The following is a 14,518-nucleotide window of genomic DNA, read 5'->3' on the forward strand; positions in this document are numbered from 1 at the left end:
TAAGATGTTATTTTGAAGACATAACAATACGATGAATTTTGAATTCTTTTTATACATAACTTTTGAAAGTTAATTGCTGGATATGAAGAATGTTGTAGCCCTGATTGGAAGCGCCGCGACATCATCGGCTAACCATATATTGATACACTACATCCGATAAGAAGCTAAAGATATTTTCCAGGTAATTGTTTACGACAAGCTGAAAACATTGCTGCATTTCGACCCAGATCAGTCTCTGGAACATACGCCGTCAGAAGCACCAAATCAAACTTTTGTTTTTGATGGCGTGTCAGGTGCTATTACAGAACAAAATGATAGTGGAGATAATGATAACGACGGAGATGGTAAAAAGGGCATCAAATATTATGTTGACGTCACAATCACCACAACTTACTCATATCCACAATCACAAGATAAACCTCAAGACCCAAGAAATGATCCCAAGTATGATTCAATTGACTGGCAAGATGATGATCCAGACAAAAACTTATCGATTGAAGAAATGGACAAAATACTAGAAGAAAAGGAGCAAAACGACAAAGACAACGATAACGATAACGATGAAGGCAATTCAGACAAAGACAATAGTAGTAACGATAAAGATAGCAGTGGTGGAGATAGCAGCAGTGGTGGAGATAGCAGCAGTGGTGGAGATAGCAGTAATTAGAACAATAACCCCCTCGCAAAGAACACTATTTTAGATCGATGTTGCAATTCGTTTTAAAGATAGTTAAAAAATAGGCTTCGCTTCATCAGATAGATTCGGTACTAAGTAATCTCATCAAAACTCAACCCACATCTACAACGTTTCCCTGTTATAGCCGTCTTTTTCCCATTTTAGTTCTACAAAAGCAACTAGTTCTTTAGTTTCATTATTTATTACAGGAAAAGCAGTCAATACCTTAGTAAGATCTACTGAATCTCTCTTTACAATGATCCTATGTTTAAATTTGTGTGAACCATCAGGTAAATGCTCAATGTCATCGGTCGAACTAACCACAATTATGATTACCATTAGAATCCCATAAGGCATTGGTAAAACTATACTGCTAAATTATGTAGTTATGAGGATTAATAGTCATTATATTATCAATCCATTGGATATTCCGAGTTAACAAGAGTAGGCTATTGGAGTTACTTTATACCAGATAAAATACCCTCGCCACTTTATCCTGTTCCTATCTCATAAGCATATATGACTTCTTTAACAAAGATCATGCCGTCACTTAGCACCTGAACGGATTTTAACGAGATCATCAATGATTTGATTTGTAGACGAATCGGGTACAATCGTTTCAACTGTGGTTCTCCTTTTCATGTTCTGGAGTAAATTTCCTTCCCGTCATATATTCGCGCACCATCATGTAATTCTTTGATTTTTGTACGACCTCTAGCGTTCATAAAAAACAAGGCCACCTACACTCTGCTTTTTTAGAATTTCAGTGAGTTCAGGAAGATCATTGATAGGGCCAGTTACTAGATCAAATACATAAAGTTCACTTTGACATAGAGAAGAAGTTAAGTTAGGCTTGTCAAGGATTTCACTTGGCTTTTATTGGTGCAGTAATTATCTCAGCCATTGCATCGTTAACAGCAGTATCATTTATAAGAACAAGGTCAAAGAATAAATCAGAAACAAATCTTCATATTTTTTTAATAGGAGAAATAATTTCAATAATAGGCTTTGAAAAATTAATCGACTGATAGCATAACTTATTCATATATCGACGTTCTATTAGTAACAGTCTGGAAGCGTGGGGATTAAGTTCCTAGAGGTAGTGGGGTTCTACTACTAAAGAAAGATTTCATGTGTTATTCACTATTGAGATAGAAAGACATTAGTGTTTGTATCATATCTCTAGATTTATTGCTAGACCAATGTCGCACATAATTCAGAATTACACTTTAAATAATTTTTTATATTTTCAATGAATGTATGGGATCGATGTCTAATCATTTTAAAATAATCATCATACTGTGATTGCTGTTAGATTTTACTATGTGTTATATTCTTGTCAGTAACCACTCCTACAAAATAGTATTTCGGGAAAGCCAAGAACCCTTTACCTATCAACAACGAGTTATGACTTAAAAAAATTGTAGAATTAGGATCTTATTTTAGATATTTTCTATTTGTGTTATGGTACTATTATGATGCATTCTGTAATGCTGTCGAATTCAGTTTCCATGCCGTTGCAGCCACTGTATATGTTATTGTGAATTTATCTCCACCTAATGTGTGAAATGCAAGTCCATTACCTGCAAAGGGATAACTACCTGAAGGTATGGGTGTTCCGCTAGATGTCTTTACCAATGATACTGCAACCTCTCCATTATCAACTGGTGCTGTTAACGGTTTTCCATGAGCGGCGTCTGCTGTTACGCTTGAATTATACTCTTGAAACACTAAGATTTCTACGGGCTTACTTGCAGTCCATGTCACAGTACCTACCCACACTTTCCCATCAGTTCTTGGCGGGAGTGCCATTACTAGCTGATGTCCCAAATTTCCCTTCTGGACATAAGAACAGGTTGTTGGGATGCATGGATCTAGGGCTGATACCTCTGTTTTTTGAATGGCAACAGTGTTTTGCTCATCTGTAATGGATTGTTGTTGAGTCCCATTTGAAACCTGTGCGTTTGCAGATATTGCAGGATTGACAACAAGTAATCCCAATCCCATCAATGCAGCCGAGACTATTATTGCGCTAACCAATACAATAGTTGTTGTATTATTTTGAAACATTGAATTATAAGATTAGAGGGGTATTATTTATAGTCTTTATGATATAGAAGATGAAGTATCCTGTTGGCTATCAGGTTTTTGGATACCTAGCTGGAGAAAAAAGAAAAGACTAGAGGATATAGATATAGGTGAAAATACAAAATTAGAATACAAAGATTATGATCCTAATAAAAAGGATAGAGACGATGATTCTACAAGCATATAGGAAGACCAATCAAGTGGTAATTAATTTAGGATAGATACAGTATGGATGTACCTATTATGTTTATAACTACATGCTGAAAACACTGATTATTTAGGTTGGGTTTATTCATCGGGATCGAGTTCCTTGTTGTAGTAGGGTTTTACGAAATAAATAATTATACTTAGATTAAACTCAAATTAACTGAAACTATAAATTCAAAAAATGAGTAGGGAAGGTTTAGCTCTGTGCTGCTGCGTTGTTGCCAGAGTTCTCTTGACTTTGGACGTTGATGTTGTTACCAGAACCTATTGTATCTCCACCTGAAACTACCTGGCTGTTTTGGCTAGAGGATTGAGATTGACTGATGCTTTGGTCTGCAGAGTTTCCACCATTTCCATAGTCATCATCGTCTTGTGCTAATGCATTGTTACCAGTATTCTTTTGGTGTTGGAAGCTAACATTATTACATGACAGAAATGTTGTTCCACCAGAAGCACACAAAGCATTTTGAACTGAAGCTTGTGATTGAGATATTGATTGCTCAGCATGATTTCCTTTTTTCTTTTTGGTTGCAAAGGCATCATCCATAACCACGATGGGGCTTGCGAAAAGAGCTAATGCGACCACTATTGCGATTGATGCTACTAGGAGTTTTTTGTTTTGGTTTTTGTTGTGAATATTTGTTTTATTCATACAAGTCATACAATAGAAAAAATATATTGGGATTGCTAACTAGGTGCAATACTCTAATATTCTAGCAGTTTTAGAATTAGCTTTTGAGATCTCACATTAGTAGGGTTCTAATATGTCAATTGCAGCGTTTCTCTGGGTCTCTTTTGAAATGGAACCATTTTTTTATAATCATATTTGGTACTTGGGATTCCCTTTTTATTGGAAAATCTAGGATTTGTTTCTGAAAAACCTACCTACTTTTATATCGGTGGCGTTGTCAAAAATAATATGAAATCAAATAAACTTCCAAAGTTTATTTTTTTAGCGATAACTCTTACAATAATAATAGGAATATCAGCTAGTCCGACATTACAGCAACTCATAGTACAAGAAACAGAGGCAGCGAGGAAAAAAGATAATTCATTGGTCCCAATTGCAACATCTAGAGATAATGTATATGTAGCTTGGGATAGTAATAAGACAGGTAACCGCGAAATATTGTTTAGAGCATCAAGTGATGGAGGAAATACATTTGGTGAGAAGATAAACATAAGCAACTCTACAAATGGTCGTTCTGATATGCAAGATGTAGCTGCATCGGGTAACAATGTGTACGTAACATGGTGTGATGATAAAACCGGAGACATGGAAATATACATGAGAAAGAGTACAGATGGGGGTCAGACATTCGGTAATACTACTATGTTAAAAAGTATGGGGACTTTACCATCAAACATCAAGTATATTCCATATGAACAACAGGATCCTGAGCTAATCCAAATAGATACAAATGTAGCATTATCAGGTAACAATGTATATGCAATGTGGTGGGAAAATAAGACTGGAAACTGGGAAGTCTTGTTATCAAGAAGTATTGATGGAGGGCAGACATTTGAAGATACAATTAATATAAGCAATTCTTCTACCGCTTTTTCAGAGAGAGCGCAACTGGCTGCAGATGGTAATAATGTGTATGTTACATGGTGGGAAGAGCCAGGAAGAGAACCGATGTTCAGATCTAGTAATGATAACGGAGAAACATTTGGACCAGTATTGAGTCTTGCGGCTAATGGAACTCTCGGAAGCGGAAAAGAATAAGTACAATGGAGAGAAATGTCTGAATCTGCAATTATGACAAAAGCCAATTTAGCATATAATTTAAGGGAGTTAAATAGAAAATAACTCTCATTTGCGGAGATTGAGTTTCTTATGGTAGTTGGGCTCTATTACATCTAAAATCATAGTGAATTCTTTGATCTTATCATCCATTTTAGTGCGAAATATCTGATAGTTTACATATGATTGTTAGTAACAGTCTGGGCGCGTGGGAACTAGTGACAATAATGACTATATATTGAGGTTCCTCTAAATGTATATGTTGTCAAGCTTAGTAAATAACAATATTCCAAATCACAATCCGATGTTCTTTTTTCTTACTATGCTAAGTTCACCTGCATCTAAACGTCAGTATCCACAAAGACTAAAGGTTTTTTTTGATTTTCTCAAGCTCGATGGAAGTTTGGAAGAACAAGCCGATGCATTTGTCAAGCAATACAAACAAAATGATTGTGAAGATCTTGAAAGACAGTTACTCATATTTGCGGGATACCAAAAAGAGCGAGTAGCAAGAGGCGAAATATCATCTTCAACTGTTCCAAATTATTTTAAGGCGATAAAGCTTTTTTGCGAAGGTAATCGTATTGGTCAAAGCATAAGTTGGAAGATCATATCTAGATCAATGCCCAGAGCTTTGAAGTCTGCTAATGACCGGGCTCCCACTTTAGATGAAATCCAGAAGCTAATTGAGTATCCTGATCGTAGGATCAAGCCTCTAGTATTTACATTGGTATCTTCAGGAATTAGAATCGGCGCATTTGACGATCTCAAATGGAAACACATAATCCCTATTCATAATAAGGAAACTAATGAGATTGTTGCTGCTAAAATCTTGATATACCCTGGTGATATAGAACAGTACTATTCTTTCATAACTCCAGAAGCCTATATTGTACTAAGAGATTGGATGAACTATCGTGAATCTTGTGGTGAACACATATCTAAAGAAAGTCCTCTGATGAGAGATATTTGGCAAACGAATGATGTCAAAGGTGCAGCCAATCCCATTGTGCTCAAGACATCGGCTATCACCCGTCTATTAAATAGAGCATGGCAAGCCCAGAGGATCCGCAGTAAATTACCAAATGGAAAAAGAAGACACGAATTTCAGACAGCCCACGGTTTTAGAAAATATTTCAAAACACAAGCAGAGTTAGCGAGAATTCCTTCGATAAAAATCGAAATGTTAATGGGTCATAGCCTTGGTGTAACAGACTCTTACATAAGATTTACAGAAGAACAAATGCTAGAGGATTACCTTAAGATAATTGATTATCTTACCATTAACCAAAGCGTTGTTCTTGTAAATAAGAGTCTCAAGAAGCAAGACGAGTCCGTTAGAAATACCCTTCAGGATATGGAGCATAGACATAGAAGAGAAATAAACGGACTACATGAAGCATATGAAAGAAGTATGGAACAATTAAGGGATGAAATGGAAAGTAGATTTGAACAACTTTTTCTTAAAGTCGACTTAGAGAGATTGAAACAACCATAATTTTATCATGTAATGCATGAACAATTCTCTAACTATCGTTACCATATGCAGCTTGTAACCTATAGGTTACTATGCAGTAGTAATAACATATTTATACCTCCCTACATACATATTAATTATTGGTGGAAAAAAATTATTCAGATAGTAAAGAACACAACAAAAATGGTAAAGTGAGAATTTTATCAAATAAATACCGTTTGCCTTCAAAACATCCAGAAAGTTCAAAAATACATAGTTCGATCACGTTAAGTTGCGGTCGATGTAAAAATTCCTGGGTTTATACTGGAAAAAGTTTATACTATACTTCCTGTAGCAGATGCAAATCATCAATCAATATTAAAAACGGTAAATTAAATGAGGAAATAATATCTGTTGATGGAAGTTTCCGAGGCTCACATCAACAGACAAGAAGCAGAGATAAAGATTCCCTATGAATTCGAGGAATTCTTTATCATACCGTAATTTGAATAGACAGACTAATAAACCTAAAGTGCCGAATAATAAAGTTTGTTCGGGTCTAAGTTGTGAAAATTATGGCATATGTATATTACAAATAAAATATATAAACAAGCCAGGTTGGTTTTGTGAAGCCTGCAAAAACGATTTGTTGGCGAATGATTTAGTGATCCATAATTTAGATCACATAAGTAGTAACACTTATCTTCATAACTCATATAGCATCAGCTTTCAAAGCAACAAGAATAGTAAAACGGAGGTACAATCTAATGAATGACAATAGCGAGAAGAATAATCAATGGTCGAGTACTAATTCAGATCTGTTAATATGGAAACCTACAAAAACGAATGGCGAATGGACAAAGTACGATGAAATTGAGGAGGAGATAAGAGAAAAACTAAAGCCTGAGGATGGATTCAAAACGATCATTGATCAAATGCAGTATAGTGTTAAGATCAATCCAGACAAATCCATAGTTTGTTTCAGAAATCTTCGCAAAGGAAAGCTCAATAATCCAATTAATTACAATTCTGCAAATCGCCCTTACACACCTCTTGAATATGAGTCAAAGTTGGATCCAATCGAAAGTATTAGACTGATATCATTAGATAAGTTTGATAAAACTAGTATTAGAAATCAATGGCGGGTCTCTGAAGCAAACAATCTTTGCATAATCGATAACAAACCCCATGTAATATTGATTAAAAGAGGAACAATACCTGCTCTAGAGGAAGGATCAGTAAATAATGAGGAGGAGTCAAAATAGATTGATTCATTTCTCATCTTTATCAATTAATCAATCATCAGACGATTTCACAATCACTCATTCGAATGAAATTGATGAATTGATCAGACACATTCCGATAAATGAGTCCTTGAAATTTCTGATCTATGATATTGTCCAAACCCAAGATATCTTCTTTATAGGTTTTCAACCTGAATGCAATGAGGCCGACATCAGTATTTATGAATTTAGAAATATTGAAGACATATACTCTGCAGTAAGAGAAGAATTAAAAAAGCTTAGAATAGATAGTAAAGCAAGGAACAATATTCTTATAAACATAAAAGATTATGCAAATGAGATTGAAGATAATGTAAAATTTTTTGGAGGTGCAAGAATATTTGATTGTTAATATTCCAATTCCAGAAGAGGCTAAGGACGTTGTCAATTCCATAATCATCATAAATTCTAATACGATTCAGTTAAAGCTATCTGGGAAGTATAATAATAAAGTTCTCAATTTACCTTTTAATAGTAAGGATTTTGGAAAGTCACTTGAACGCATTGAAAAGAAGGTGAAAGAGAAATTAACAATAGATATCCACGACTATAATAAAATAGAAGATACAATTTGTACTGAGATAACAAAATTAATTGATAAAGAAAACAATGAGATAGAGCCGTTAAAAAGCCGTGTTACTGTCAATAAATATTCAAATGATAGAAAAGGTGAATTGTACGAGGCCGTACTCGTGGATAAAGAACCATCTTTTGCCATGATAAATGAGAACAAAACTTTTGAATTAGTTCCTTTTATCGATGAAAAGACACGTACACTTCTTCCTCCATCGCAGGAGGAATACTTGCACATTCCTTATGAATTTGAATCTGTAGATGAACTCGATACTTATATAAAGAAATGTGAAACCGAGGGTATCCTCTCAATGTATCGCAGGGTTAAATCAATTGTATCTAAATGCATCGATCAAGATGAGACTGTAATAAATCTGATTTCGATAGATATCGTTTTCTCTTATTTTCAGGACAGATTTAACACCGTTCACTATACAGGCGTATTTGGAGATAACGGTACTGGCAAAAGCAGTATAGGAGACGTCGTGGAAGTTCTTGCATATCGAGCAATGAATACTACTGACCCTACACCAGCCAATATCTATCGAGCGCTAGGAAAAGTAGAAGCAGGACAACATACGATGATAATAGATGAAGCAGAAAAAGTTGATCAAGTCCCAGAAATGGTGGCCATATTTAAGTCAGGATATGCGTATAGCAAGAAAATCAACCGGGTAAACCCTAACAGCGGAATCTCTGAAAAATATTATGCATTCTGCCAGAAAATGATAATCGGCGAAAGGCCTTTGGGACAAAATATTGCTAAAGGAGTATTGGATCGAACATTTTCAATTACTACATATCCTGGTAAACCCGTCTATGACATAAAGGAGATAATCAATCCCACCAACACGGGTAAAGCAGAATACAAGACAGTATATGAAGAAATAATGGACCTTAGAAAAATGCTATTTGTTTATAGGATAAGAAACTTCAGATCTACTATTCCTGATATTGATATTGGTATTGGACGAAGAAATAAAGAATTGGTAAAACCTTATCTTCAATTATTCTCATGCTCTTTCAAAGGCGAGTTTAATCTGGTATGTATAGATTGCATTAATCCTGATACTTTATCGGATATAGATAGAACGACTCTTCAAGAAATTAAGAATACCTTTAAGATTTTAGTTGATGCAAAACATGTGCGTCGAGAGGCCACCATAGAAGCTAAATTACTTCCAATAATAATTGAATTGGCCATTGAATATCATAAGGGTAAGACTATCACATATTCTGACTTATGGAATGTAATCAAGGTCAAATTTCGAGGTTACTACGACGAAAGAAGACCTAACGAGTATCATACTGAAGACTTTGGAATAATATATAGAAACACGATATCAAATGTCATACAAAAACTAGGAGTAGAGACTAGACATAGAAGAAATAGTACTGAACTACTGTTTCATATGGACAATATAATAAGAACCGTCGTACAATACAACATTCCAGTTCAGTCAACACTGACTTTTGATAGCCCTCCAATTGCTGATTCATCTGGTGAGGACTGTGAGTGCTGTGAGCGCTCTACTGATGCTCCCGGCATTAATACCAAACTAGAAAGCAGTATGGATATTGATAACGTATCGAATATTTCCACTTCTGATAGACAAGTAATATCTGATGATAACGAAATTAAAAATAAAATACAAGAGTATAAGAATTATAACAATATCTATAGATCAGGTAAAACTGACAATTGGTATTGTAAAAAATGCAAATATTATGGCGATATATGGTTTATGAAGACGCATCCATGTAAAGGAGTGGCCGCTTCGTAACTATTTGAATATCAACATTTAGTGAAACAGAGATGAATAATATATCAAATCGAATTAAAGAAGAAGAGATAAAGAAATCTATTGACTTTATTTTAGATCACTTTAAGCATCAACCTAAACTATTTCCTAGAAAGATAATGACTGCCAATTATTCGGGACAATTCACAGTCTATACCAAAGAAGAAATGTTTGAAGCTTATCGACAAGCCGAGTTTAAGAATTGTAGAATAAATGCATATCCAGTTGATATCTATGAAAATAATGAGTTGATACAGCCCCCAGATTTTATATTCATTGATCTAGATCAGAAATTATTTTCTAATTATAAGAATCCTCGAAAAGTGCTTGATATAGTTAAGGATGATACTCTAGCGAAAATATCTTCTACTTACTCTATAGAGCACTCACAGTCCGCACAGTGTGCACAATATTCCAAATTAAGCAATTCAAGTGAAAGTAAAAATAAAGTATTTTCAACAGTAATATGGTCGGGTAACGGATATCATATTTATTTACCACTTGACTCCCTAGTGTTAGATAAATATCCGCACTTTTCTAAATCGCAATTCCCTTTCTTGTTTCCTTTTTATAAGCAAAACACTCCTGAATATTCAACTTCTGAGATGTTACTCCAGTTCACCGAGGAATTATTTACCAATGGAAGGGCCGATCCTCAACATATGCCTGTTTACAAAACATGTTTTCTAAGAATTCCTAATACATTTAATTTGAAATGTTTGGAAAATGGGAAAAATTTAGAAGATTCAAAAGTTATGTTAGTACAATCATGGAATGGATACAGACCACCAATACAATTACTTACCAAAGGATTCAGAAGATGGTTGATTCAAAAAGAACTAGATCTACAGCACACTGTTCGATTTCAACCGCAAATCCAGAGTTATAACACTGAAACATCTGCTTACCGACCAATACAATGGATAGATGATCTTCTAAAGAGAGGTATTTCCGACGGAAGAAAGGAATCTATAAGGCTCATTTTAGGACCATATTTAGCAAAAAGAAAAAGCCATGGTGAGGCATTTAGGACTTTACAAGAATGGCTTGAAAAATGTCAAAAAGTAAGGCCATTAGATAGAACCTTTGATCCGAAACGAAGGATAACTTCTGCCCTAAAAAATAGTAAGGGATTTATAAAATTAGAAAACTTAAAGATAAAGTACAGATGGTTATATAACGCCATAGCTGTTGAATATTAATCAAATGTATTAGTTCTTAGAAGGAATTCAAGTTATGTACGCCTTTAGAATCATTTCAAGGGACATTTTATATGCATAGTTTAGTTTAATGTGTCCTTTTTATATCTATAATAAAACCTTCGGTCTAGATTACAAATTGTCTATCAAAGGCTGTGTACATATACGAATGACTCAATAGGAATAATTTTTTTAATTTTAAACTCATTCTGATTTAAGTCGCATGTATGTGATACAAAGGTTTATCTAACATTTGGTTCGTATTTTCTAAGTAATAGATAATTGAATGTTCCATCTTTATCCGGAATTTCACTATCGTCTGCTCAGCCCGGAGAAAAGGTAAAACTGGCGATAACGATAAATTGCAAAGATGAACATACTGATGATCTAAAATTAACACTTGCATTAAATATCTTAAATAATATTGTTTATCCTGAAATCATCCATTTGGCTCTAAATAAAGAAATATCTTCTGGATTTAGATTGAATATGGCTCAGATAGTAATGTTTGAAGATGAATCACGTAACACCGTTTTATTAAATGAGAGTGTTCGATTCAGTGGGAATGTGGTTCTTAGAAATAAGGACTATAAAATGGGCGAACAGATCCTAGGAGGAGACATAGTTGATGTATTGGGGTTATATCCCCGAGAAGATAGTGATCCTGATGCTGCAAATATAATGATAATTAACCTAAATGGTAGATGGTATATAGCGGCAGACTTCATTTATAATAAATGTAAAGCGAAATTACTCATAGACGAATCTAAAAAGTCTTTGATTGATGCAAAAAATTCTCAGTCTAAAAAGTCTTGGACATTTTTTATTAGTGAACTATATGAATCAATAACGCGATCTGCGTCAGCAATTTTTATGATGTTACGATATGGAAAGTTTTCAATGTCAAATTATGACGATATTCGAGAGGTATTCGCTACTTATTCCAATTTGGGTAATATCGATGAAGAATATTTTATTACGTTCGAGAGGATCCATACCTTGTTCTCTAATGCTAAGAATTTGAGTGAGTCTGAAAAAGAGACGTTCAAAATAAAAGCGGAAGAAGCAGACAGAATGGTAAAAACAATCAATCGTTTAGTAGAAAAGGCCGAATCGTTACAACAATCATCTGTTTCTGGACGTGCTTCTGAAGGCCATTTTATCTACTTTGGCACATCGTAAACTTAAGAAAACTCTTTATTTTGCGTCAGCATTATTATGTATATGAAAAGCTCTTCGCCAGTGGTTTATGTAACTAACAAAGATAATTCTGTCGGAATTCTAAACCTAGGTGGAGATTATGGTGTTCAAAATAATAACCAATTTTCTGCCTTTTATATGAAAAAACTTATTAGGAGTTACAACCGTAATCCATCGGCCTCTTCAGTATTTCAAGTGGTGGTCCCCAAATCTCCTCATGCTAGATATGTTGAAGCTGCACCGATTCAAGCCAGAATTCATATTAATCAGGGAAAAATATTGATAGGAAAAATCTCAAAGAGAGAATCAATAGAAAAAATTGTACAAGAAATAGTGTCGTTTAGTAAAGTTGACCCGCAGATAGGGAAAGCAGATAATTTGGACAATCTTTACGCAGAGTTGACGAAGCTTGTTCTCAAAAAATACAAAATAAAGGATTTGGCCGAATTAGATCGCAAGATAATTAGTGAAAATCTATTGGAAGGAAAATCCTATGATGATCCTGAATTTAAAGCCATTTCTCTATTACAGTATAGAAACTTGGAAAGGAGAAAAGCATATTCTGAAGATTTAGAACTTTAATCCGATATCTTTGCAGTTATTTTATTTTTCATATTATATAGAATTGCATTTTTAAGAATCATCTCAATACACGTGAGCTTTAATCTGTCATTTTCATTGATCCATTCTTTATATATCTCCTCTTTATTGACCCCATATACGAATGAGATTTGTGATATCAATAAAGTATAATGTTTATTGAAAATGCAAACCAAATCAAATGTTGACGGTATTTGTTGAAGAAGAATTTCTTGTTTTTCCAATACTTTATAATAATTATCTACAACTTTACCGATTTCTTCCTTGCATTGCCTTAGTAAATCCTCATAATCCAACGACAAAAAGGTTTTCTTATGAATTAATAAAAGAACCCTTCTGCAGAGATCGTAGTCCTCAACTATCTTTAAAAAAAGTGGATCATCAATGAGCTTTTTTAAAAAAGTTTCAAAAGACTGGCCCACACAGAATTTTATCTCTAAATTCTATATATAATTAATCGATTCTCTTTATAGATTTAATTTATTTATATAGATTTAATTGCTCGTTGAAAGTAAAACGCTGGACATTGCTAATATTGTTTTATTTCTCTTTGGAGCCTTAATGATTATTATTGCTTTTGTTCCTTTCTTATTTGTAGACACTGAATCCACCACACGAACAATATTCTTTAATTTGAGATGCAACGAGGAAATCACTTTACCCATCTTCTTAAATGGAGGAGAAAATTTAAGTTTCTATTTCAGTGGCAATATTACTAATTATCAGCTCAACATGACTGATCCAATGGGATCAAAATATTCATTGAATACATTAATTGGCGATGGAAAGCAATTGCATAGTTTACAAGCAAGTAAAGAAGGCTTTAATGTCATAGAAATATCAAATAAGAAATGTTCAGATTTGAACCCCTTGTTGACACTTTCTTACGTTATTAAAACCGTAAAGGGTTTAGATTACAAAGCTAATTTTGTAGCTATTGGAAGTATTATGGTAAGCTTTTCTTTAGGTTATATTGTCCTCATGTGGAAATCAAAATTCAATTATCCCCTGAGAAAGTCAAAAACACGGAAAATGGATCCTGTAAACAGAAAAGAAAGGAAAGAGGAATCTGAAAATTCAGGTACTTGAAGGTCAAAAAACGTTAATGTTGGGTGAGGTAAGAAGCTCAATTGTTTATATAAATTCTTTGCATTCAAACTGCTACATATAATCTAACTCTAAAATCCAGATTCATAAATTAGGACTACATGTCAGTATAGAAACTATTAAGACAAAAGGAGTGGAACTCAGTTAAAGATCTCATTTAACTCCGACTGTGGTTTAGCATGAGAGCATTGCCTGGCTCCTTTCTTAAAATAAACTATCGGTTAGCACGGCCGAGATAAACAATAGTAACCCCCCAATCTACGAACATGGAATAATAATAATTCTTTAACTATAAAGCATCTATTAGTCTCCTTCCTGATAGAATAATCTTTCGATTTATAGATGGATCTTTTATTCTAGAGGTCACCCCAGAGTAACTCCTCTACTTATATTAAGAAATAAGTATTAGTCAGTTTATTGTTACTCTTCAATCTGATTGATATTATGTTGATGAGTAGTAAACCTAATTAAGTCTTATAGACTAGATTGTTAGAAAACAAGATTTTCATAAACATATTCTAAGGTATTTCTCAAAACATTGTCAGAATTATCTCACTACTAATTATCCTGACTAATATCT

The 14,518-nt window shown here is 34.0% G+C and carries 15 protein-coding genes; 11 read left to right on the forward strand and 4 right to left on the reverse strand.

What is annotated here, in order from left to right; genetic code table 11:
• The first annotated feature begins 208 nt into the window (after positions 1-208).
• Positions 209-667, forward strand: coding sequence for a hypothetical protein (locus tag NMY3_RS01585; RefSeq protein ID WP_196817214.1), 459 nt, complete (start codon positions 209-211; stop codon positions 665-667).
• A gap of 132 nt (positions 668-799) precedes the next feature.
• Here NMY3_RS01585 and NMY3_RS01590 read toward each other — a convergent pair whose 3' ends face one another.
• Positions 800-1,015, reverse strand: a complete 216-nt coding sequence (locus tag NMY3_RS01590; protein ID WP_196817215.1) for a hypothetical protein — start codon at positions 1,013-1,015, stop codon at positions 800-802.
• A gap of 530 nt (positions 1,016-1,545) precedes the next feature.
• Here NMY3_RS01590 and NMY3_RS01595 point away from each other — a divergent pair.
• Positions 1,546-1,704, forward strand: a complete 159-nt coding sequence (locus NMY3_RS01595) for a hypothetical protein (protein WP_196817216.1) — start codon at positions 1,546-1,548, stop codon at positions 1,702-1,704.
• 445 nt (positions 1,705-2,149) lie between these two features.
• Here NMY3_RS01595 and NMY3_RS01600 read toward each other — a convergent pair whose 3' ends face one another.
• Entirely contained in the window at positions 2,150-2,746 is a 597-nt protein-coding gene (locus NMY3_RS01600; RefSeq protein ID WP_196817217.1) for a hypothetical protein, read from the reverse strand.
• A gap of 421 nt (positions 2,747-3,167) precedes the next feature.
• Entirely contained in the window at positions 3,168-3,623 is a 456-nt protein-coding gene (locus NMY3_RS01605; protein WP_196817218.1) for a hypothetical protein, read from the reverse strand.
• Between the two features lie 198 nt (positions 3,624-3,821).
• Between NMY3_RS01605 and NMY3_RS01610 the strand changes: the two genes are divergently transcribed.
• The 8 genes from NMY3_RS01610 to NMY3_RS01645 all read left to right on the forward strand — a co-directional run bounded on the left by NMY3_RS01610 (position 3,822) and on the right by NMY3_RS01645 (position 12,813).
• A complete protein-coding gene (locus tag NMY3_RS01610; RefSeq protein WP_231100169.1) occupies positions 3,822-4,700 on the forward strand; it encodes a sialidase family protein in 879 nt (292 codons plus the stop codon).
• A gap of 277 nt (positions 4,701-4,977) precedes the next feature.
• Positions 4,978-6,216 carry a hypothetical protein gene (locus NMY3_RS01615; protein ID WP_196817220.1) on the forward strand — a complete coding sequence of 413 codons (1,239 nt, stop codon included), beginning with the start codon at positions 4,978-4,980 and terminating at the stop codon, positions 6,214-6,216.
• Positions 6,217-6,941: 725 nt separating this feature from the next.
• Entirely contained in the window at positions 6,942-7,439 is a 498-nt protein-coding gene (locus tag NMY3_RS01620; protein ID WP_196817221.1) for a hypothetical protein, read from the forward strand.
• 1 nt (position 7,440) lies between these two features.
• Positions 7,441-7,809 (forward strand): hypothetical protein, encoded by a 369-nt coding sequence (locus NMY3_RS01625; protein ID WP_196817222.1) that lies wholly within the window; start codon positions 7,441-7,443, stop codon positions 7,807-7,809.
• Complete coding sequence (locus NMY3_RS01630) at positions 7,799-9,814, forward strand: hypothetical protein (protein ID WP_196817223.1); 2,016 nt, start codon at positions 7,799-7,801, stop codon at positions 9,812-9,814. The genes NMY3_RS01625 and NMY3_RS01630 overlap by 11 nt, the downstream gene beginning before the upstream one ends.
• Positions 9,815-9,846: 32 nt before the next feature.
• Positions 9,847-11,034 (forward strand): hypothetical protein, encoded by a 1,188-nt coding sequence (locus NMY3_RS01635; RefSeq protein ID WP_196817224.1) that lies wholly within the window; start codon positions 9,847-9,849, stop codon positions 11,032-11,034.
• Between the two features lie 279 nt (positions 11,035-11,313).
• Positions 11,314-12,213, forward strand: coding sequence for a hypothetical protein (locus tag NMY3_RS01640; protein WP_196817225.1), 900 nt, complete (start codon positions 11,314-11,316; stop codon positions 12,211-12,213).
• 42 nt (positions 12,214-12,255) lie between these two features.
• The gene (locus NMY3_RS01645; protein WP_196817226.1) at positions 12,256-12,813 is read left to right on the forward strand and encodes a hypothetical protein; all 558 of its coding nucleotides are present in this window, start codon (positions 12,256-12,258) and stop codon (positions 12,811-12,813) included.
• Here NMY3_RS01645 and NMY3_RS01650 read toward each other — a convergent pair.
• Positions 12,810-13,253, reverse strand: a complete 444-nt coding sequence (locus NMY3_RS01650) for a hypothetical protein (protein ID WP_196817227.1) — start codon at positions 13,251-13,253, stop codon at positions 12,810-12,812. The genes NMY3_RS01645 and NMY3_RS01650 overlap by 4 nt on opposite strands.
• A gap of 76 nt (positions 13,254-13,329) precedes the next feature.
• Here NMY3_RS01650 and NMY3_RS01655 point away from each other — a divergent pair, with 76 nt between their 5' ends.
• On the forward strand, positions 13,330-13,920 hold the full coding sequence (locus tag NMY3_RS01655) for a hypothetical protein (protein ID WP_196817228.1): 591 nt from the start codon (positions 13,330-13,332) through the stop codon (positions 13,918-13,920).
• The last annotated feature ends 598 nt before the right edge of the window (positions 13,921-14,518 follow it).

The organism is Candidatus Nitrosocosmicus oleophilus (assembly GCF_000802205.1).
Taxonomy (GTDB): domain Archaea; phylum Thermoproteota; class Nitrososphaeria; order Nitrososphaerales; family Nitrososphaeraceae; genus Nitrosocosmicus; species Nitrosocosmicus oleophilus.

Coding starts and splice junctions, on each gene's coding strand:
- NMY3_RS01590 (WP_196817215.1), bottom strand. CDS start 1,015: ATGGTAATCATAATTGTGGTTAGTTCGACCGATGACATTGAGCATTTA.
- NMY3_RS01600 (WP_196817217.1), bottom strand. CDS start 2,746: ATGTTTCAAAATAATACAACAACTATTGTATTGGTTAGCGCAATAATA.
- NMY3_RS01605 (WP_196817218.1), bottom strand. CDS start 3,623: ATGAATAAAACAAATATTCACAACAAAAACCAAAACAAAAAACTCCTA.
- NMY3_RS01615 (WP_196817220.1), top strand. CDS start 4,978: ATGTTGTCAAGCTTAGTAAATAACAATATTCCAAATCACAATCCGATG.
- NMY3_RS01620 (WP_196817221.1), top strand. CDS start 6,942: ATGAATGACAATAGCGAGAAGAATAATCAATGGTCGAGTACTAATTCA.
- NMY3_RS01635 (WP_196817224.1), top strand. CDS start 9,847: ATGAATAATATATCAAATCGAATTAAAGAAGAAGAGATAAAGAAATCT.
- NMY3_RS01645 (WP_196817226.1), top strand. CDS start 12,256: ATGAAAAGCTCTTCGCCAGTGGTTTATGTAACTAACAAAGATAATTCT.